24 protein-coding genes and 1 tRNA gene are annotated in these 19,282 nt (G+C 47.2%); 14 read left to right on the top strand and 11 right to left on the bottom strand.

The window, feature by feature from the left end:
- Positions 1 to 64: 64 nt before the first annotated feature.
- Both ACKTT9_RS10835 and ACKTT9_RS10840 read left to right on the top strand, forming a co-directional pair.
- Complete coding sequence (locus tag ACKTT9_RS10835) at positions 65 to 349, top strand: hypothetical protein (RefSeq protein WP_407871544.1); 285 nt, start codon at positions 65 to 67, stop codon at positions 347 to 349.
- Between the two features lie 27 nt (positions 350 to 376).
- Positions 377 to 808 (top strand): hypothetical protein, encoded by a 432-nt coding sequence (locus ACKTT9_RS10840; protein ID WP_157325746.1) that lies wholly within the window; start codon positions 377 to 379, stop codon positions 806 to 808.
- On the opposite strand, the gene ACKTT9_RS10845 is transcribed toward ACKTT9_RS10840, so the two are convergent.
- Positions 749 to 1,789, bottom strand: coding sequence for a hypothetical protein (locus ACKTT9_RS10845; protein WP_157325745.1), 1,041 nt, complete (start codon positions 1,787 to 1,789; stop codon positions 749 to 751). The genes ACKTT9_RS10840 and ACKTT9_RS10845 overlap by 60 nt on opposite strands.
- 142 nt (positions 1,790 to 1,931) lie before the next feature.
- On the opposite strand from ACKTT9_RS10845, the gene ACKTT9_RS10850 reads away from it, so the two are divergent.
- A complete protein-coding gene (locus ACKTT9_RS10850) occupies positions 1,932 to 2,537 on the top strand; it encodes a DedA family protein (RefSeq protein ID WP_407871545.1) in 606 nt (201 codons plus the stop codon).
- Between the two features lie 66 nt (positions 2,538 to 2,603).
- Here ACKTT9_RS10850 and ACKTT9_RS10855 read toward each other — a convergent pair whose 3' ends face one another.
- The gene (locus ACKTT9_RS10855; protein ID WP_407871546.1) at positions 2,604 to 3,332 is read right to left on the bottom strand and encodes a hypothetical protein; all 729 of its coding nucleotides are present in this window, start codon (positions 3,330 to 3,332) and stop codon (positions 2,604 to 2,606) included.
- A 263-nt stretch (positions 3,333 to 3,595) separates the two neighbouring features.
- Here ACKTT9_RS10855 and ACKTT9_RS10860 point away from each other — a divergent pair, with 263 nt between their 5' ends.
- On the top strand, positions 3,596 to 4,165 hold the full coding sequence (locus tag ACKTT9_RS10860) for a xanthine phosphoribosyltransferase (RefSeq protein ID WP_407871547.1): 570 nt from the start codon (positions 3,596 to 3,598) through the stop codon (positions 4,163 to 4,165).
- A gap of 80 nt (positions 4,166 to 4,245) precedes the next feature.
- Positions 4,246 to 4,572, top strand: coding sequence for a hypothetical protein (locus ACKTT9_RS10865; RefSeq protein ID WP_079413697.1), 327 nt, complete (start codon positions 4,246 to 4,248; stop codon positions 4,570 to 4,572).
- Between the two features lie 82 nt (positions 4,573 to 4,654).
- Here ACKTT9_RS10865 and ACKTT9_RS10870 read toward each other — a convergent pair whose 3' ends face one another.
- Complete coding sequence (locus tag ACKTT9_RS10870; protein ID WP_407871548.1) at positions 4,655 to 4,972, bottom strand: hypothetical protein; 318 nt, start codon at positions 4,970 to 4,972, stop codon at positions 4,655 to 4,657.
- Positions 4,973 to 5,118: 146 nt separating this feature from the next.
- On the opposite strand from ACKTT9_RS10870, the gene ACKTT9_RS10875 reads away from it, so the two are divergent.
- Positions 5,119 to 5,382 carry a hypothetical protein gene (locus ACKTT9_RS10875; RefSeq protein ID WP_407871549.1) on the top strand — a complete coding sequence of 88 codons (264 nt, stop codon included), beginning with the start codon at positions 5,119 to 5,121 and terminating at the stop codon, positions 5,380 to 5,382.
- Complete coding sequence (locus tag ACKTT9_RS10880; protein WP_407871550.1) at positions 5,369 to 6,091, top strand: adenosylcobinamide amidohydrolase; 723 nt, start codon at positions 5,369 to 5,371, stop codon at positions 6,089 to 6,091. The genes ACKTT9_RS10875 and ACKTT9_RS10880 overlap by 14 nt, the downstream gene beginning before the upstream one ends.
- A gap of 96 nt (positions 6,092 to 6,187) precedes the next feature.
- On the opposite strand, the gene ACKTT9_RS10885 is transcribed toward ACKTT9_RS10880, so the two are convergent.
- Positions 6,188 to 6,367, bottom strand: a complete 180-nt coding sequence (locus ACKTT9_RS10885; RefSeq protein ID WP_315954075.1) for a hypothetical protein — start codon at positions 6,365 to 6,367, stop codon at positions 6,188 to 6,190.
- 122 nt (positions 6,368 to 6,489) lie between these two features.
- Here ACKTT9_RS10885 and ACKTT9_RS10890 point away from each other — a divergent pair.
- The 3 genes from ACKTT9_RS10890 (at position 6,490) to ACKTT9_RS10900 (ending at position 8,280) form a co-directional block, all read left to right on the top strand.
- Positions 6,490 to 6,573, top strand: a tRNA-Leu gene (locus ACKTT9_RS10890).
- Between the two features lie 137 nt (positions 6,574 to 6,710).
- A complete protein-coding gene (locus ACKTT9_RS10895; RefSeq protein ID WP_407871551.1) occupies positions 6,711 to 7,529 on the top strand; it encodes a DUF695 domain-containing protein in 819 nt (272 codons plus the stop codon).
- Positions 7,530 to 7,626: 97 nt separating this feature from the next.
- Entirely contained in the window at positions 7,627 to 8,280 is a 654-nt protein-coding gene (locus ACKTT9_RS10900) for a Bax inhibitor-1/YccA family protein (protein WP_157325737.1), read from the top strand.
- Between the two features lie 63 nt (positions 8,281 to 8,343).
- Here the strand turns inward: ACKTT9_RS10900 and ACKTT9_RS10905 are convergent, their stop codons facing one another.
- Positions 8,344 to 8,550, bottom strand: coding sequence for a hypothetical protein (locus tag ACKTT9_RS10905; RefSeq protein WP_407871552.1), 207 nt, complete (start codon positions 8,548 to 8,550; stop codon positions 8,344 to 8,346).
- A gap of 168 nt (positions 8,551 to 8,718) precedes the next feature.
- Here ACKTT9_RS10905 and ACKTT9_RS10910 point away from each other — a divergent pair, with 168 nt between their 5' ends.
- On the top strand, positions 8,719 to 9,000 hold the full coding sequence (locus ACKTT9_RS10910; RefSeq protein WP_127458551.1) for a hypothetical protein: 282 nt from the start codon (positions 8,719 to 8,721) through the stop codon (positions 8,998 to 9,000).
- A 78-nt stretch (positions 9,001 to 9,078) separates the two neighbouring features.
- Positions 9,079 to 9,270, top strand: a complete 192-nt coding sequence (locus tag ACKTT9_RS10915) for a YqzE family protein (protein WP_157325731.1) — start codon at positions 9,079 to 9,081, stop codon at positions 9,268 to 9,270.
- A gap of 67 nt (positions 9,271 to 9,337) precedes the next feature.
- Here ACKTT9_RS10915 and ACKTT9_RS10920 read toward each other — a convergent pair whose 3' ends face one another.
- From ACKTT9_RS10920 to ACKTT9_RS10930, 3 genes are all read right to left on the bottom strand, one after another.
- A complete protein-coding gene (locus ACKTT9_RS10920) occupies positions 9,338 to 10,300 on the bottom strand; it encodes a hypothetical protein (RefSeq protein WP_407871553.1) in 963 nt (320 codons plus the stop codon).
- Positions 10,301 to 10,416: 116 nt separating this feature from the next.
- The gene (locus ACKTT9_RS10925) at positions 10,417 to 11,406 is read right to left on the bottom strand and encodes a YqhG family protein (RefSeq protein ID WP_407871554.1); all 990 of its coding nucleotides are present in this window, start codon (positions 11,404 to 11,406) and stop codon (positions 10,417 to 10,419) included.
- Positions 11,403 to 13,193 carry a DEAD/DEAH box helicase gene (locus tag ACKTT9_RS10930; RefSeq protein ID WP_157325725.1) on the bottom strand — a complete coding sequence of 597 codons (1,791 nt, stop codon included), beginning with the start codon at positions 13,191 to 13,193 and terminating at the stop codon, positions 11,403 to 11,405. Before ACKTT9_RS10930 ends, ACKTT9_RS10925 begins: the two co-directional genes overlap by 4 nt.
- 258 nt (positions 13,194 to 13,451) lie before the next feature.
- Here ACKTT9_RS10930 and ACKTT9_RS10935 point away from each other — a divergent pair, with 258 nt between their 5' ends.
- Positions 13,452 to 14,291 (top strand): biotin/lipoate A/B protein ligase family protein, encoded by an 840-nt coding sequence (locus ACKTT9_RS10935; protein ID WP_127458546.1) that lies wholly within the window; start codon positions 13,452 to 13,454, stop codon positions 14,289 to 14,291.
- 163 nt (positions 14,292 to 14,454) lie between these two features.
- Here ACKTT9_RS10935 and dat read toward each other — a convergent pair whose 3' ends face one another.
- Positions 14,455 to 15,282 carry a D-amino-acid transaminase gene (gene dat, locus ACKTT9_RS10940; RefSeq protein ID WP_407871555.1) on the bottom strand — a complete coding sequence of 276 codons (828 nt, stop codon included), beginning with the start codon at positions 15,280 to 15,282 and terminating at the stop codon, positions 14,455 to 14,457.
- A 322-nt stretch (positions 15,283 to 15,604) separates the two neighbouring features.
- Between dat and ACKTT9_RS10945 the strand changes: the two genes are divergently transcribed.
- The gene (locus ACKTT9_RS10945; RefSeq protein ID WP_407871556.1) at positions 15,605 to 18,256 is read left to right on the top strand and encodes an adenosylcobalamin-dependent ribonucleoside-diphosphate reductase; all 2,652 of its coding nucleotides are present in this window, start codon (positions 15,605 to 15,607) and stop codon (positions 18,254 to 18,256) included.
- 570 nt (positions 18,257 to 18,826) lie between these two features.
- Here the strand turns inward: ACKTT9_RS10945 and ACKTT9_RS10950 are convergent.
- Together ACKTT9_RS10950 and ACKTT9_RS10955 are read right to left on the bottom strand one after the other, a co-directional pair.
- Positions 18,827 to 18,982 carry a hypothetical protein gene (locus ACKTT9_RS10950; protein ID WP_407871557.1) on the bottom strand — a complete coding sequence of 52 codons (156 nt, stop codon included), beginning with the start codon at positions 18,980 to 18,982 and terminating at the stop codon, positions 18,827 to 18,829.
- Between the two features lie 155 nt (positions 18,983 to 19,137).
- Positions 19,138 to 19,275: a hypothetical protein gene (locus tag ACKTT9_RS10955; RefSeq protein WP_407871558.1), complete on the bottom strand. Its 138-nt coding sequence runs from the start codon at positions 19,273 to 19,275 to the stop codon at positions 19,138 to 19,140.
- Positions 19,276 to 19,282: the final 7 nt, after the last annotated feature.

The raw sequence follows: 19,282 nt of genomic DNA on the forward strand, positions 1-19,282 counted from the left end.
CCTGAATGGCATGAGAACCGGTTCACACTCATATAAGTTGAAGAAAAAAGCTGGAGGAATCAAAGTGGAGCCAGGAAGCGAGAAGAAGAAAGAACACCGTGAAATTACGTACCAAGTTGGTTGGAAAAAAGGGAGGATTGAGTGGAACGAAGGGGCAGCGGAGGCGCTATCCGTTAAATCACTTAAGCCTGCAGAAAGTCCGGAAGAAGCTGAAGTAAGGCGACTTCAGCTTCTATGGAAACCAGCGATGAATCTCCCAAGCTGGATGCTGTTTCCTCTTCTTTATGCGCTGCCGGTTCTTTGCTTTGGTTTGACGCTTATCCTCATTTACGGTCTGCGGCATGGATAGTCGACAATTCAGAAGGAGGACTTAGGCATGAATATGCTATTAGCGATAATTGGCGGGTTGTTGGGTCTTTTTGTAACGGGCGTCGCCATTTACACGGCTTGGATGATTCATCAGCTTTGGCGTCAGCAGGCGGCAGCGCCAAAGGCTTTGAGCCAAGTGGAGATTGCGGTGAGCTATTTTTCACGTTGGACGGTGATGGATTATACGGTGATCGGACTGTTTATCAGTGGTCTGCTGCTATTGTTAGCTCAACTATTCGCGATCTTGCGCGATCAAACGGCGACGACGGCTGCTTTTCATTTTTCCTATTTGCTTACTGGTCTTATTTTATGCGCGATGGGGATGCTCTTGTTGATGGTTCGTTTGATCGTCGTTCTCGGCTTCGCACAAACCGGCGTTCTACACCGTACGTTTACGGTTGCGCCAGATCATGAGCACGAGCCAGACAACACTAATTAAGCCGAATACAGGGTACAGAGCGGCAAGAAGCGTTTTGAAACCAATTTGGCTGACGAGATAACTAAGTCCTAAGATGCTAAACAGAAGTAACTTAGGGTTTAATTTGGTACGTTGCTGCAGCTGCAAGGACAAGCCATATGCATCAGCGATAAATGTCGTGAAAATCTCTCCGTAGATCACGAGCAAATAGGCGATCTGAGGGGCTGAGCCCAGCCTGTTAATGATATTCCCCATTGGAATCTCATACTGCGCGATGCCAGGCATTTGCGCTGAAAGCGCATAGTGTGCTGAGAGGAGCAGCAGTCCGATGCCGGCCCCGCCAATAAGCCCGCCCCAGTAAAGCTCTGAGCGCTTCGTGATGGAAGCTCCCATCGGCACCAGAACGGCTTGTGCCATGGCCAAATTGAAGGCTGTGTAGAGAAACGGGGCAAACCATATTTTACCAAGCGAATCATCCGTTGTGATCCTCAGCCAGTTTCCCGAAGACGGTGAATGCCACGTATAAACGACGATAACCACGCTAAAAAGCAGCATGATAGGAACGACAATGGAGTTGACGGTCATAATGGCGCCGATTCCTCGTGATAATACGAGATAGGAGAGAACCAAGGTGACCAAAAGTCCAGTTTGATAGGACAGATGCAGCTGCTCCTCAAATACTGTTCCTCCGCCGGCAAGCATGACCGTTGTGATTCCGAACAACACGATCATCGTAAACAAGCTGATCCCATTTCCTATTTTCGGCCCAAAAATGACCCGATTTAAATCCTCATAAGATGTGGCTTTTAATGTATGAGCCATTAGCATGAGTTTGATGCCAATCCATATAAATAGGAGGGTGGACAAAGCGATCGTTAAAGAAGCTATCCATCCGTAGCGCGTAAAAAATTGCAAAATCTCTTGTCCGGAAGCAAAACCTGCTCCAACGACAGTCCCGATATAGGTAAAGGCAATACGGACGATCTGTGACCCTTTTCGCATGGATTGCCCCGCTTTCTTTCGTTTGATATAGTACAAGGTATGTTCGCGGAGACAGTAGCATGACTGCAACTTGGGGCAAGCCCTTATTTTTGATAAAATGGTTAGGAACAGAAAGACGTAAGAAATTGGGAGTGTGTCTTTTGTGAAAGAAGCTCTTTATGATTTTATTGGACATTATGGCTATATTGCTCTGTACATTTTGTTGTCTGCCGGCATCGTTGGCGTACCTATACCGGATGAAACCTTGATGGCTTTCGTGGGCTCGTTGACCGCGCCTGGAGGTCCTTTTGAGTACGGGACAACGTTGATTGTGATTTATGCAGGTACGATGACGGGGATGATTGTGAGTTATCTCATTGGTCACCGGGTGGGCAAGCCCTTCTTGTACCGCTATGGAAAATGGTTCAAATTGACGCCGGACCGGATCGAAAGAGCGGAAGGCTGGTTTCATAAATATGGGCTGTGGACCGTATTCTTCGGGTATTTCGTGCCGGGAGTCCGCCATTTCACCTGCTATTTGTCCGGGGTAAGCGGAGTGAAGTTCTACAAATACATGCTCTATGCGGGGACAGGGGCGCTGCTGTGGTGTACAACCTTCTTGACCTTGGGCCATTTTATCGGCAGCAATTTGGATGGCTTGTTCAATTTGATTCATAAATATATGGGTGTCAGTTTCATTATTCTCGTGGTTGTGGCTGCGATAGGAGCGGTGATTTATTTCCGCTTTCGGAAAAGAAGAGCGATCTGAACGCAAAGAAAGACCATACTTGCCATCCTATGGATGACGGTATGGTCTTCGGTTTGTTGAGCGGTATTAACGATCTGCGAAAAGCTTAATCGATTGGATCGTGTTAGCATTGGGGTCTACATCGAGCTTCAGAAGCGTCCCTTGTGATTTGTAAGAAAGCACATAGGTTGTGTTGGAATCCGGTTTTCCGAGAATGCTAATGGCATCCTCCACTTTCTGGCCGAGGTGCAGGCCGCGAAGTCCCGGATCAATATCCGTGGAGTGTACATCCACGAATTCAAGGGCATCCTTGACATTAAAGCCAACGGAGAAATCACCAAAATCGTAAACTTGAATCGCGTCATCGTCTTCATCCATAACGAATTGTTTCTTGGCTTTGCCGAATCGATCCAGCACCAGGTTTTTGCTCGTTCCAAGCTTTAAGCCCATTAGAGTCGGTTTCTCCTGCTGGTAAGCATCTTCAGCTTTCACCCGCGGTTTTGTCGTTGGCTTGGCGCTCGCAGCGCTCTGAGGCAGATCCGATAAGTCCGTTTTGTTCGTGTTTGCAACTTGCGCTTCATGCTTGGCTATCGTATCCTCCGGCACCAAGGAAGCAGCTGGAGTTTCTACAGCCAGTACGGCAGGCGTGCTGACCGGTGTTGTGCTTGGATTCTGCTTCTGAACATGAACCGATGGATCTATAGTAGGCTGAGCGGAAGGTGCAGATGACTCTTGGCAGCCAGCTACGATAAGCAAGGAAAATGCAACAGGCACAAAGCCGAGCATGACGGGTCTCATCGCATTGTTCATCATCATCTTTCCTTTCTGCCGAATAGTTGTCTTAAAAAGAATATTACTAATCATACTGCGTTCGGGTTGTCAATCTCAATGGATCTTGCTGCCTAAATGTGAGCATTTCTAAAACAAATTCGAAAAAGTTAAATCCTGTATAAGTATAGACACCTATTCGGCAAGAAAAGTTTCACTTCCAAGAGCGATATTCGCAAATTGGGACTTGAAACCTACTTCATCATTATGGTAACTTACTCATAATAGACAGGATTAAGGGGGCCAGTATCATGGAATTGTTAAAGCAGCGGATCCAGGAAGTCGGTGTCGTTGTATCGGATAAAGTACTTAAGCTGGATGCCATTCTTAATCATCAGGTGGATCCGGTTTTGACCATGGAGATGGGACGAGAGTTTGCAAGACTTTTCAGAGAGACCAAGCCGGACAAGGTGTTAACTGTAGAGTCCTCAGGCATTCCAATTGCCTTCACAACCGCATTGCATCTTGAGATTCCCATGATTTTTGCGCGCCGCAAGAAAACGTTAACGATGGATCAAGATACGTATAGCGAGCGTGTGCCTTCTTTTACCAAAGGCATTGTGACCGACATTATGGTCTCCTCGCATTTGCTGCATAAGGGTGAACGTGTGCTGCTTATTGATGATTTTATTGCCAATGGGGACGCGGCTCGCGGCTTAATTCGCATTATTGAGAAGGCGGAGGCTGAACTCGTCGGTGTCGGTATTGCGGTGGAGAAATCGTTCCAATCCGGCGGCAGTTCGATTAGAGAACGCGGCATTCGGGTGGAATCGTTAGCAAGAATTGCTTCGCTAGAGAACGGGCAAATCACTTTTGACTGATTTTACATCTAGTCTTTGACTTCCCTGATTGCCAATTATCCATTATAATGGTTACAAGGTAAGAGAGGAGGCTGACATCTATGGGTATCGAAAATGGTTCCATTGAATATTTCATGACTAAGCTTGGGGAAGCCAAAACACATTTTGAACGTGCTCTTGATTGTAAGCATACAGAATTTGATGATCTATATCCGTATATGATCGAACATCCTCAATTTTTCTGGTACAAACGCTATGTCGCTTGGTCTGAGTTGTTAACGATCGTGAAGCTCTGCACAGAGCTGACCATTGAATGGGAACAGCAATTTTCCGCAGCGCAAGTGGAATATATTCAGAAGCGTGTCATGTCAAGCAAGGTCCTTGATTTCTGGTTTGAAACGAATGATTCCAAGGAACATGTAAGCTAATGTAAATTCAAGAGGCCAATGGATCCGTTATGGATTCGTTGGCCTTTTTTCATTCCGTAGGCAGTCTGCCGGTGAGATCTCGTTAGACACCATTTTTTAATATATTCATACTTTCAATATGCCTTTTGGTTTGTTCATTCCCTAATCGATGCAAGGTGCGATACACTTCCGTCAAATAATAATCATATTCTTGATTGGTCTCATTGGAGTAATAAACCGACAAAGGCAGCCAAGAGGTCGCATAGCTGGCTTGGGACGTGTTATCTGTCTCCTCAAAGAGCTCCATCAATTGATCAAATTCCTCATCGTTAGCGGAAATCTCAAATTCATAATTGAGTGAGGTCCTGTCTTCCAATACTTCACCCGTCCCGACATTCACGTAATACGTTTTTTTGTCCAATAGGAAAACCCCCAAGGTTATAATGGCGTTCTATTGCTTCGTCATGATTAAGGTAACCCTGATCTAGCGGATTTATGTAAAGTTTCAACTAGACAGGAATTGGTGTATGCTTAAGGTGTAAAACTGGATGGTTGGAGGTAAGAGAAATGATAACAGATGATCAATTGGATCTTTATCGTGTTGAAAGCACATTGCTTCGCGTGATTCGCGATGTTAGCCCAAGGAATGATGTCCGCGGCATTGTTGTCGCTTGGGATGATGATAGTGTTTTAATCCGCAAAAAAAATCGCAGAGTGGTCAAGCTTGCACGCAGCTATGTGTATCAGCCTTATGAAGCTGAACGGCCACCGGAATATATGCTTCCGCAAGAATTGATTGAACCGGATGATGCTGCGGATGAATCAGAATAGGGTTCCCATCACCGGAGTCCAGATGGATTTGGTGAATTCCGAACACGGCAGTTACATGTTAATCCGTAGTGATAGTCCGATGCGTACCTTGAATTCTTCGCCATGGGGCGGAGGATTCGGGATGTTTCGATCGTTAATGAATAGGCAGGTACATAGGCTTTATAACGAGGCTGATCCCCTTCGCGAGATGGATGATTTCATCCAACGTGAAGGGCTGAATCCTCGGGAAACGGCTGGCATGCTGACGGCAGCTTGGGTGAAGGATGTTGGCTACAGCACGCTCACTTGGACGCGAAATGGTGCCGAGGATGCCGAGAACGAGACGTATCCACTGCACGTTTGTGCATGGGTCACGGTAGGTCTCGGGAACAAAGCTAGGGCAGGGGCCGAAGTGGCTGCCGCCTCGCTTTTTCCCGGTACGATAAATACCATTGTCGTTATCGAGGGGCAATTAACCGATGCCGCGATGGTCAACGCGGTCATCACCGCGACGGAAGCCAAAGCGGCTGCACTTCAGGCATTAGGCGTTGAAGTCGACGGTCATCCGGCTACAGGAACGACCACGGACGCGGTGCTCATCGCCACGACATGCCGCGGCCGCTTGTACAGCTATGCGGGCACGGCAACTGCGCTGGGCAACATGATTGGAAGAACTGTGTACGAGGCCATCTTGGCATCGGGACAGTTGTATGAGAAAACGCCCGACTGATCCGTGAGGATGCAGTGGGGCGTTTTCTATGTCTGTCCTTATCGGTGCTTGCCGGAGGCGCACCCAGAGACGAATAACATTGTTATGCTACGCTAGCTACGGTTTGCGGAAAACGCCGAAGGCAAGCCCGGCAGGATACACATCAACGCCATCGGGATCTTCATCTTCATTTTTGAAATTGGGATCATGTACGATGCCTTCAGCTTCACCTTCTGTGAGATGTCGCTGATTGCCTGTGTATTTGGGTTCGAGAGCTTTGATTTCTTCCTCATCCATTCGTCATCCCTCCTTTGGGAATAGGTTTAGGAGCGGGGTTTGTATTTATACATGAATTGTAAAAGTTTCGTTGACGAGCTTTCGAGTCCCATGTTATATTTATTTTTGTCACCACATCATTTGCGATCATGGCGGAATTGGCAGACGCGCACGGTTCAGGTCCGTGTGGGCTTACCCCCGTGGAGGTTCGAGTCCTCTTGATCGCATCAACCGTAACAACCCTTTCAGGTTCTGAGGGGGTTGTTTTTTTTTATTCCTAGGAAATCATGCACAGATGGGTAGGCAGCTAGGCCTAAGGCTTATATAATAAATATTATCTGGAAAGGAAATAGGGGGTCATCCTATGGAAGAAGATTGGAATTTGTTCGAACGCATCCGGGATCGGGAGCAGGTTCTAGTCTTTATGAACACTGCTTTGAAGCAGAAAGCTCCTTTCATAGGATATGGTCAAAGAATTACAATCGTATTTAATATGTATAGCTTGTGGGACCTCTCGGACAGCTCAACACAAAAGGCGCAGCAAGCCTTTTATGAGCTCGAAGACAAACTTATTTCACGGATGAAAGATCAGGGATATGCCCTTTATGCCGGGCGCATTTCTTCAAATAATAAAATGGAAATGTACTTTTACGCCAAGGATGACTGGGATTGGGAGCTGGAAATGAAGCGGGTACTGGCGGATTTTCCTAAGTTCCGTTATTATTTCTCGATGAATTTGGACGCAGACTGGAGCTTCTATCTGGAAGAAATGGCGCCTTCACCCTTGGAAGAACAGTGGATGCGAAATGCAAAGATCGCCTATGCGCTGAAGCGTCGGGGGGATAATTTGGAGAAGGCCAGGGAAGTTCAGCATTGGCTGCATTTTCCGGATTCAACCCGGATGGATGCGATGAAAAGCAAAGTGGGCGCGCTTGGCTACAGAATCATTGTCTCCGAATTTGATACGACACGTCAGGTGGAGCCCTACGTGCTTCACTTGAGCAAATTACACACGCTGGATGTTCCGACCGTCAATGCGGTAACCAAAGAATTGTTCGTTCTAGCGGCAGAAGTCGGCGGAACTTATGACGGTTGGGGCACGCGTCTGATCCTGCGATTTCCTGCGAAACTTCGAGCGCATCTGAAACGTATATTCCTAAAGATGATCTCCGCCTTCAAATAAAGCCTAAAGTCCAGGCGTATAGCGGTTTTCATGAAGTTTAGGTATAATGCATAGTATAGATTGTACATGTTTTCTAATAGAAGGAGTTGACAGTTTCATGGATAGAACGGTTACGGTTTCTCATTCAGGCAGTTTTGCTCATGTGCTTCAAACATTTGCCATCTCCCTCTTGGTTTCCTTCCTGGGGACACTAGTCGGCGCTATGGTCGTTCCGCCTTCAATGATTATGCTTTTCGTCATTGCCGAAGTGGCCATGCTGGTGGCAGCCATCGTGATTCGGATTCGCGGCAAAAATATCGGATATGGTTTCCTTTATGCCTTTACGGCAATTTCCGGTGTAACCTTATATCCAGTGATTATGGCATACGGGGGTATGCTCGGAGCTAACGTGGTGTCGGGAGCATTCTTCGCGACAGCGGCGATTTTTGGCGGACTAGCTTTCTACGCGCACCGTTCGCAACGTGATTTCAGCTTCCTCGGCGGCTTTTTGTTCGCTGGAACGATTGGCCTTGTCTTGATGAGTGTCATTGGCATGTTCGTTAATTTTGGTTCGATGACGAACTTGATTTGGTCAATGCTCGGCATTCTGATTTTCAGCGGTTGGGTGCTGTATGATGTGGCTCAATACCGCAATGGCGTATCAGCCGAAGAGGTTCCGCTTGCTGCACTTAATATTTATTTGGATTTCATCAATCTCTTCTTGTACATCTTGCGCTTCTTGGCTTCCATTGTTGGAGTTAGCCGAGACTAAAAGATAGAAATTGCTATGAAAAAAGCACTTTCGACACCCGCTAGCGGGAATCGAAGGTGCTTTTTAATTGTGAAAATATGGGATATCCCCGCGAAAACACCGATTCACTTCCAGCAGGGTATGGAGAAGTAAAATGAGCTCAGCATGGCTTAGCTGAACTGTGGAGAACGTATCTTCCTGTTTGTGGTCTCGAAGCTTCAATTCCAGCATGTGGTTGGCTTTATCCATGTGGATGTTGATCTGTTCAGTCAGGAGCATCTCTTCCCACATTCGATGCACCCCTTTCTCTCTAGTTACTTTAATATATGCAGCAAGGACGAGGTTAGAAGCGGGTTTGGAAGCATGCAGCGCCGGACTGATTTTTTTGAAACAAGCACGATTTAAGCCCTCTCTTCATACAATTTAGTGATCCTATATGGGGAGAGAGGAGATTGACCTATGGCGGCTTGCAATGCTTGGACGTATAGAGGGATTTCGTCTTCGGTGTTTCGTTCGTTACAACAAGTAGGTAAAAAACAAGGCTTCACCATTCCAAATGCTGCATCGGGAAAATTCATGATTACCGTGGTGGGAATGAATGTTGGTTTCCAATACGCCTGGGATATGAACGCACAGACCTTGCTGTTGCAGTGCGATAACAAACCGATGCTGCTCGGCTGTAGTACGATTAAGTCATTTGCGGATAAAATTATTTCGGAGAGCGGCGGAAGAGTCAGTTGAATCCATGTCTTCCACCTGTCTTACCGTTTAAGTCCGGGACTCTCTGGTTACAATAGGGAGAAAAAGGCAGGTGGGCGTATGGCCAAAAGTGATGACTTGGTCAAGTACATAACACAGCAGGTCGTGACGTTTATAGACACGCCAAGGGATGTTCGCCAACAAGCAAAAGCGATGCATAAAGAGCAGCGGGAGCATTGGCAGACTCGTTGGTTTGGCATGCTGCCCTTGGCAGCCCGGATGTTGTTTGACCAGTTTAAAACTAAAAAATAAAATGCCACAAAAAAAAGGGCTGCCCGAGAAGTAGAATCGTCTACTTGACGGGGAGTCCTTTTTCCATTTAATAAATATGCCCCATTGCCAGAGCGGTAGGCAGTTGAATGTATCTTGGTCCTTCGTGATCCAGAACCAGATAAGGTAACTCATCCTGCCATGATTGATAGCCTAATACGGCCAGTGGCAGAGTAACCTGACCATCGTATAGCTCGGTGACAAAGGTCAGATGTTGATTGGTGGCAAGAGCGCTTTGGAGTTCGTTCAGTCCAGTCATAGGCAGCGGCGAGCCGACAATCCAAGGCATCCGTTCATAAGGATCAAAGGCTGGATGCATCATGGTGCTTGCTTCTTTTAATTCCGTTGTCATAAGTGTGCTATCATCGGCCCCAAGCTTTGGCGTCGGGTCATCTTTTAAAGGGAGTACCTCACCTGATTTGGCATCCACATAGCACAGTTGATTATCAAGTTTGATTCTCCAAACAGCGGTTAAGCCGTCCATATATAAGCGGTCTTTGGCGATCGTTTCATTGGCGATAAAATCAGAATAAGTAAGTGTTGCCGGAATGAGTTCTTGCTGTACCATGGAACGATACAGCGTGGTCAAACTGAAAAGAGGGTGCTTGCCTGTCCCGTATTCCGTTAATCGGAAGGAGCCATTTTCAACAGACTGTACGATCATATAGCCGACATCCTCGCCATGATCCGTGAGAATCACGACCCAGCCATGTGTCCCTGGACCAAGCGGGTAACTGTTCCAAGCTGCTGATTGCCAGTTATGGAACCCTTCTTCGCGAGCGAGCGCTACCCGCCACTTCTCAACCGTGGCCGATAAAGTGGATTCGCTTCGCAAATCCGGTACGGGCTTTGCAGTTTCAGCTACTTGACTGCTGATAACTGCGGGTTGTCCTACAGGCTGTGCGAGGCTTGTCCGATCTGGATTATCGCCCGCTGAGCTTTGGGAGGGTATGAATAAGAGACTGCCAATACATATGAAGCAAGTTGCTGTCCATGCAGTCCACAGCTTCATCCATGTTCACCTGCCTATCGCTAACTTCTCATTTGTATGAATCTATTGTAATTCTTATGCTATAAAAAGATTGTTAGAACCTGCAGCGTTAATTTGCGAGGTTTTAGCGACTATCGTCAGTTCCTAGGCGATCGCCCGGCGGTTAAATGAAACAATCCGCAATTGATGACAGAAACGGCAATGCGCGGTTTGTGCTGCCAGTCGATTTCTCTGAGGCGGTTGCGGCATTGTGTTTCGATTTCATCTCTTTTATCGGGCTCTGCGTTTAGCAAAAGGCCGTTGTAATAGGATTCGACACGGTCAATCTCACTGCGGTGCTGCTCATTCGCCTCGTCCGCCCATCTATGGTCATAGGTGCTTATTTTGCGTTCAAGCGTCGTTTCCAGCAGGTTCACGGCTTTGGTCAGCGATATCGTATCCGGCAAAATATGACTATTCGCCGGCAGCTTCGGAGAAAGACCTTTGGTCAGCAGATGCTTGTGAAAATTCTCGCGAATCTCGCCGTTGTTCAATTGGACGGCAAGGGAGTGGATTTCACTTCGTTTGCGGTCGCAGGCGAGTTCAACCTTGTAATTGATGCAAAACCATGTATCATACACGAGCGCAGCATGATAGGTGGCTCCCGTAGGAAATGGTTCCTCAAACAGATGAACGAATTTCCCGCGCTCTCGGACAATACCGAACATTTGTTCCAATCTTCTGCTGCCAAAAGTGACATCATCCTGCGGAACACGCGCTGTAATTGTAGTCGGAACGAAGCCGAAATAACGTCCAAGAATGCTGTCGGAGGAACCGTCAGGCGCTTGCTCCTGGTTCGGTGCGGCTGGCGCGCCTGGGTTAGGCGGATTCTTCACAGCTGTCGGTGCAGCCTTGGACTTGGCATCGAGCCTCATTTGTTCCGGGTCGAATACGAATTTATAGGTCATGGTTTCGGCAGGCGTCCCGGTTCGCTCCACGAAACTCCAATAATAAGGCCGGCCCGTCATTTCCCGATCTGCTTCCGGAGAGAGCTTGGCTGTGACGTAAGACGGGCTTTTCTCCAGAATGGTGCAATCATAAGCTTCAAGAAACCGCATGACAAAGGTATGAACGTTTCGTTTGTTCATGATCTGACCTCACCGCTTTGCGCGCCGCCTACGGCATCAAGGATATGTTGAAACTCAGTTCCATACACGGGATTGTGTTCGATTTCTTCTTTGATTTCAGTAAAGGAATGACCCAGCTCGTCAATTTTCCTGCGAATATCCTCGCGCGACCCTGCTTCCATGACCATGCGGAATAACGAAGTTTCAAGAGATCCTTTTTTTTCGATCTTCTCCAAAATCGTATCCAGCTGCCCGATAACCATCTCAAACATATTGATTTTCTCATGCAGCAAAGAGAGGATGTGCTCTTCAATCGTATTGTTTGTCGATAGATTATAGATGTTCACATCATGTGTCTGGCCAAGTCGATGCACACGGCCAATCCGTTGTTCCACGCGCATCGGGTTCCACGGCAGGTCAAAATTAATCATGTTATGGCAAAATTGCAGATTAATTCCTTCGCCGCCAGCTTCCGTCGCAACAAGTACTTGTACGCGATTGCGGAATAAATCCATCATCCAATCCTTTTTGCCACGGTTCATGCCGCCGCGATAGGGGACTGCTGTAATTTTATGCTCTTTCAAATAGTTGAGCAGATACTCCTGGGAAGCGCGATACTCCGTGAAAATGATGACTTTATCATTAATTTCCTGCACGAGCTTCATGGTGGTTTCCGCTTTGCTATTCGATTTGATGCTGCGGATCAGCTCGACAAGCTCCCATATTTTGGCGCGTACAGGCGAATCTTCCGCTGTTTTTTTGAACAAATTCACGAGCGTGATGAAGACGGCATCCCTGGAGGAGCAGACCTCGCGCTGGAGTGTGATGAGCGAAAGCATGCTGTTTAAATCGCCGGAGCTCTCCGCATACCTCGTGCGGACGAAATTGGTGACGCCGTCATAGAGCGCCTGCTCGTCCGGTGAAAGCGTCAGCGGGATATTTTTCACCACCCGCTTGGTGTAATGAACACCGCCGTCGCCGCGACGATTTCGGATCATCACTTTGGATAGCTCCTGCTGCAGCTGAATCTCATTTTTCGGAATCCTTTTGCCGACAACGAAGTTGGACTTAAAGGAGCTGTGAACACCGAGTTGACCGGGCTTGAGCAGGGTGATGAGATTATAGAGCTCTTTCAAATCATTTTGAACCGGCGTGGCGGTGAGCAGCAGGCAATATTTTTTGCGCAGCTCATTAACGAAAGTGTAGTTGGTCGTTTTTTTATTTTTTAATTTATGAGCTTCATCAACAATCAGCATGTCGTATTCCAGACCCATCACGATTTCCCGGTGAGGATCGCGTTTTGCGGTATCCATGGAGGCCACGATAATGTCGCTTTGCTGCCACATGTACGCTTTTTTATGGGCGATGGCAGGTATGCCGAATTTGGTGTTTAATTCACGAACCCATTGCAGGACAAGGGATGCCGGCACCAGGATAAGGGTTTTGCGGACCAATCCACGGATCATGTATTCTTTTAAAATCAGCCCAGCCTCAATCGTTTTCCCGAGTCCCACCTCATCGGCCAAGATGGCTCGACCGCGCATTTCATTAAGCACTCGCTTCGCAGTATCGATCTGATGAGCCATAGGCTCAAGCTGCCCCAAATGAGGGAGGCACTGCATTTCATCAAATGTAGAAATAAGCCCCGACTCTTCCGATTCGTAGGCGAGCTGGTACAAAGTCCAATCGTCCCACGGCCCTCCTCCGCGCACACGATGATCCAGCTCAGTAAACCAGTCCCTCTCAAAGTGCATGTCCAACCGATGATGAATGGGGCGAATGTTCTCTTGCTGTTCATGTTGACGCATAGTTGTGCCCTCCTAAGAGTTTTCGTAAGAAAACTGACTTCGTGAACCTAAGCTTGTATGAAGCACGGGCGCTAAACGCCGAATACGTGTTAGTATGTCCATAAGAGGCGCTTTCATAACTTTTTCCATGGTAAAACAGATGAGGAAATCAGGGCGGGAGCTTGGAGAGGGAGCGGAATCGTAACTTAAGGCGGTTATGTGGTATGATAGAGGTTGTCTTTTGATAAGCATGGTTGGAAAGAAAGGGTGAAGATTTCGATGACGGCATGGCGATTTATACATACGGGGGATCGTTCTCCTGCTGAAAATATGGCTTTAGATGAAGCGATTTTGACCGCTCATAGCGAGGGAATCGTCCCTCCTACGGTGCGTTTTTATGGATGGAATCCAGCAACGCTGTCGATCGGTTATTTCCAAAAAGCAGCTGAGGTCGATCAGGAGGCCGTGGCGAATGAAGGCATTGGCTTCGTACGCCGTCCGACAGGAGGCAGAGCGGTTCTGCATGATAAGGAACTGACCTACAGCATCATTGTGGCCGAGGATTATCCGGGTATTCCCCGAAATGTGACGGATGCTTACCGCGTCCTGAGCGAAGGGCTGCTGCAAGGTTTCCGGGCGTTAGGACTTAACGCCGAGATGGTGCAGCTTGCAAGCGATGAGGAGAAAGAGAAATATGCCTCTGCCGGCTCGGCTGCATGTTTCGATTCTCCGTCCTGGTATGAGCTCGTGGTTGAGGGGCGTAAAGTCGCCGGCAGCGCGCAGGTACGGCAAAAGAACGTCGTGCTGCAGCACGGCTCGATCCTGCTCGATATGGATACGGACCAACTGTTCCGTATGCTACGTTTCTCAAACGAGAAGGTGGCGGAGCGGATGAAGACGAGCTTTTTGAAAAAAGCGGTGGCCATTAACGAGCTGCTGCGGGCACAGGGGAAAGAGGCCGTTACCTTGGGGCAAGTTGAAGAAGCGTTCCGCCGTGAAATTGGACTCGGTTTAGGCGTGGAGCTGGTTGAGGACTCGTTGACACCGTTTGAGATCGAGTTGACCAATCGTCTTGTGCAAGAGAAATATGGGACGGATGAGTGGAACTTGCGGCGATAATGATGAGGCGTGCGTACGGGCATATTCGTATGAAAACTCCGAAATAACGGCCTGAAGTTCCCTTTCGTCACTGTACACGTTCGATTTCGCTGAAATAGCGCCCTGGCGTTCCTCGTTTGGGGATTTAAAAAACCTAAGGCAGATGCCTTAGGTTTTTTGCTGATTACGAGAATGTACGAACAAACTCCTCTTGCAGCTTGCGGGTATGTTCACCTGGCGTGCCGGCTCCAATCGTGCGGCCATCCACTTCCAGAATTGGCGTTATTTCTACCGTTGTTCCTGAGATAAAGGCTTCGTCAGCCGTCATAAGCTGTTCCGTCGTAAAAGCTTCTTCTTTAACCGGCATATTCAAACCTCTGGCTAAACGCAAGACGACTGCTCGGGTAATTCCATGCAAAATCAAATGATTCGCAGGATGCGTATAAAGCACGCCATCTTTGATTATCATCAGGTTAGACGCGCTGCACTCCGTCACCGTACCTTCGCGATGCAGCACAACCTCCTGCACGTTGTTATCGAGCGCTGCTTGCTTGGCCATGACATTGGGCAGCAGATTGAGTGTTTTGAGATCGCATCTTAACCAGCGAATATCGGCGAAAGTAATCGCTTTGATCCCGTTATGTATGGTTGCCGTTGGTCTTGGCACTTCCGTGCAGTAGGCCAGCATGATCGGTTCTGCCTGAGTCGGAAACGGATGCGCGCGTGGAGCTTCGCCTCGGGTGATTTGCAGATATACGGTGCCATCGATCAGCTTATTTTTGTCCACCAGCTCGGTGAGAATTTGCCCGATTTTCTCGATGGTAAAAGGGAGTGTAAGCCGCACCTCGCTTGCGGTTCTTTGAAGCCTCTGCATATGGGCATCCTGCTCATACAGCTTACCTTGATAGACACGGAAAACTTCATATATACCGTCTCCAAAATAATAACCGCGATCATCGGGCGAGAGTTGAATGTCCGCTTTATTCATAAATTCATTTTTATAAAAATACATGTCTTTAACATCTCCTTAGGAAAAATAAATAACGAACAAATGTTCTAAAAATGAACGAATTGTGGTATCCTAAATATAGGTTAGCAGAGGAACACGCCATCGTCAAAAGCAACGAACCGCCAGCTCGCTTTCTATAAAATAAAGAGAGATTTCGAGTAAATTCTAGCTAAAGCGATCATTACTTGTCTTATTAAACAAAATTGGTCCTTTGGCCATTCGAAGGTCCATATCTAGTGTTGTATAATGGATTTCTCACACCAGATATTGTAATTTTCAATTTAGTTGGAGCTGAATCTGTAGCTTATTGGGAGGGCATTTATCAATGGGGATTTCGCAATCAGGTAAGAGGCTGGAAGGGTTAAGCGAGAAAATATTTTTGGATCGCTACGCACTTAAGAATGCGGATACGAGCTTTGCTAAAGTGGGGGACACCGTACTCGTATTGACGAAGGATGATCCCAAATTCCCAGCCAAAGAAGTAGGCGAAATTATTAGCCGTGAAGGCGACATCGTGCAAGTAAGAACACGCAGTGGCGAGACAGTCAAATCTGCAGTTGAGAAGCTTACATTAAACATAGAAAAGACACCGGAAGAAATGTGGGACCGTCTGGCCGGAGCCATGGCATCCGTGGAAACGACACCTGAGAAACGCAGGGAATGGACGGAGAAATTCAGATATATTTTGGACGATTGGAAACTTGTTCCAGGTGGACGGATTGCGGCAGGAGCGGACGCAAGTGATGAATTAACGCTGTTCAACTGTTATGTGATCCCATCTCCTCACGATAGCCGTGGCGGCATTATGAGCACACTTTCGGAAATGACGGAAATCATGTCACGCGGCGGCGGTGTGGGGATCAATCTGTCTTCCCTTCGACCACGCCGTTCCGTTGTCAAAGGAGTTAACGGCTCTTCGAGCGGTGCTGTATCATGGGGCGGTTTGTTCAGCTATACAACAGGTCTGATTGAGCAGGGCGGAAGCCGTCGTGGGGCACTTATGCTGATGATCAATGATTGGCATCCAGATCTGGAAGATTTCATCACGGTGAAGTCAACCATGGGACAAATCACCAATGCCAATTTATCCGTTTGCGTAAGCAATGGATTTATGAAGGCCGTGAAGGAAGATTTGGAGTGGGAACTTGTATTCCCAGATACAACGGATCCTGAATATAATGAGAAATGGGACGGCAATTTGGAAGCTTGGAAACAGCTTGGCAAAGCCGTCAAGCCTTATCGCACAGTCAGAGCTCGTGAAGTGTGGCACACGATTATTGAGTCCGCTTGGAAATCGGCTGAGCCTGGTGTTGTGTTCATGGAATACTACAACCAAATGTCGAATAGTTGGTATTTCAACCCGATTATTTGTACGAATCCGTGTGGGGAGCAGGGGCTTCCAGCTTGGGGAGTTTGCAACTTGTCGGCGATTAACTTATCCAAATTTTATGATGCAGAGAAACATGATGTCGATTGGGCGGATCTGGCGACGGTTGTTCGCTACTCGACGCGTTTCCTTGATAATGTCATTGACAAAACGCCATATCATTTTGAAGAAAACCGTGAGAATCAACAGAAGGAACGCCGCGTAGGCCTAGGATCAATGGGCTTGGCGGAACTCATGATTAAGTTGAAAATTCGTTACGGCAGTCCGGAATCCTTAGCATTTTTGGACAGAATCTACGGCTTCATGGCAAGAGAAGCTTATCTGGCATCAGCGGAAATCGCTGCTGAGAAAGGTTCTTTCCAAGCGTTTATTGCAGATAAGTTCCTGGAGAGCGGCTTTATGAAAAATATGACCAAGGTATTCCCGGAAGTTGGCGAAGCCATTAAGCTGAACGGTATGCGCAACGTAACGGTCATCACGCAGGCTCCAACGGGAAGCACAGGGACGATGGTTGGCACTTCGACGGGGATTGAGCCGTATTTTGCCTTTGAATATTTCCGCCAAAGCCGCCTAGGATTTGATAAACAATATGTACCGATTGCTCAAGAATGGAAAGATGCCAATCCGAATCAGGAATTGCCGGATTACTTTGTAACTTCCATGACGTTGACGGCTGAAGATCATATTCGCGCACAAGCAGCGATCCAGAAATGGGTTGACAGTTCGATCTCCAAAACAGCGAATTGCCCATCCGATTTCACAGTTGAAGAGACCAAACGGTTATATGAATTGGCTTTTGATCTGGGTTGTAAAGGCGTTACTATCTACCGTGATGGAAGCCGTGATGTTCAAGTTCTTAGCACAAGTTCTGATAAGAAAGAGGAGAAGAAAGTTGAGAAGGCAGAAGCAGCACCTGTTGCAGTAGCTGCGGAGGCTGTGAAAGAAGAAGCCAGCTTAACGAATCTCTCAGGCAAGCTTGCGGTTAATGTTGACGCCAAAACAGAGCAAGTTTTCGATAAGCAATATAAGCGCCGTCCGCAAATTCTGCGAGGCGCAACCTATAAAGTGAATACACCATTCGGCATGGCGTATATTACGATTAATGATATGAACGGAACGCCGAGTGAAATTTTCCTCAATGTGGGGAAAGCTGGATCAGACGTTTTTGCGATGTCTGAAGCACTAGGCCGCGTGTGCTCGTTGTTCTTGCGTTACGGCGACCACGGCGACAAAGTGAAGCTGCTCGTGAAGCACTTGAAAGGCATTGGCGGCTCCGGCGCCATTGGATTTGGCACGAACCGCGTCGAGTCGATCGCTGACGCGGTTGCCAAAGCGCTCGAGCAGCACGACGAAGTGATGAACGAGCAAGACGACGCGCGGAACTACGTGACCGCGACGAGCGAAGTGCTGGATGCGCCAGCTCCGGCACCGGTGGCTGCTCCTAGCGGGCACGCCGCGCATGGCGCTCATGGCAGCAACGCTGCTAGCGCCGCGACGAAGGACTTGTGCCCGTCTTGCGGTTCCGCTTCGCTGATTAACAGCGAAGGGTGCAAGAATTGCGCGAACTGTGGCTACAGTCGCTGCTCATAAGAGGACCGGGGGCGGGAGCCCCTGGTTTTTTTTTGTTGTTGTGTGAAATTCCATAATTCATTAGAATTGTTCCATAATTCGTTAGACGATTTGTTGTAGAATTCTTTAGAAATTTATATCTATACAAAAAAATGAATGAAAATACAAAAAGGCAAACGACAACATTGATCGTTTGCCTTTTTTATCGTAAAAGTAATGGAGCTGAGGAACTATGAATAGATAGAATGAAATTACTATTTGTTCCAAAAGTATATGGCGATGAAAGTTTAGTTAGCTATATTTATAGATTGGCTAATGTTAATAATTATGAAGTAGCTTGGATATATGAGTTGCTTGTACTGGTACCCCAAGCTTAATTGTTATTCTAAAACATTGGTGCAATATCTAAATACCTTCGATATAACTTCTCTTTCGTAATCATTTTTTACATAAAAGCAGTGACGTTTCCAGTCTAGAAGCCGCAGGGCTCCATCAATATCTCCAGCCATTGCATCATTAAAAGCCCTCTCAACCTGTTCCAATGAAGGGACCCGTTGATGTTTTCGGTGAAATCCAATGATTCTCGACAATTCAGTACTCTTGAATTTCATCAATCAAAAAGTATGCCTCCATGTTTGTATCGAAGACAATAATGCGGCCACTTACATCATAATCCATATCATTTACTTCTAAATGAGTCAGTGTTTTCCCTTCGCCTGTCTCTTTATGCATAACTCGGTATTTCATAGGTGTCATCTCCTAAACTATAAATTCCTCGAAGACTGGAAGCCGCATGGATCCGGAACTGTACCAATCTGTATATTTAACTTTGCAGCGCACCACAGGTTTGATATATACGTAATCTTTGCTCTCACCACTTTTAAATGACTGAAAGACTGGCATCATTGATTCACGAGCAGAGTTTCATATTTCGATTCTTTTTTCTTAATAACAATACCTTCAAGACCATTTTGACAAACGATATTAAAAAAGTCCTTTACATTGCCTTTAATCGGCCGAATAATTCTAAAGTTTTCCATTGCTTGA

It is taken from the genome of Paenibacillus sp. P36, assembly GCF_045866505.1.
GTDB classification, from domain to species: Bacteria; Bacillota; Bacilli; order Paenibacillales; family NBRC-103111; genus Paenibacillus_E; species Paenibacillus_E chondroitinus.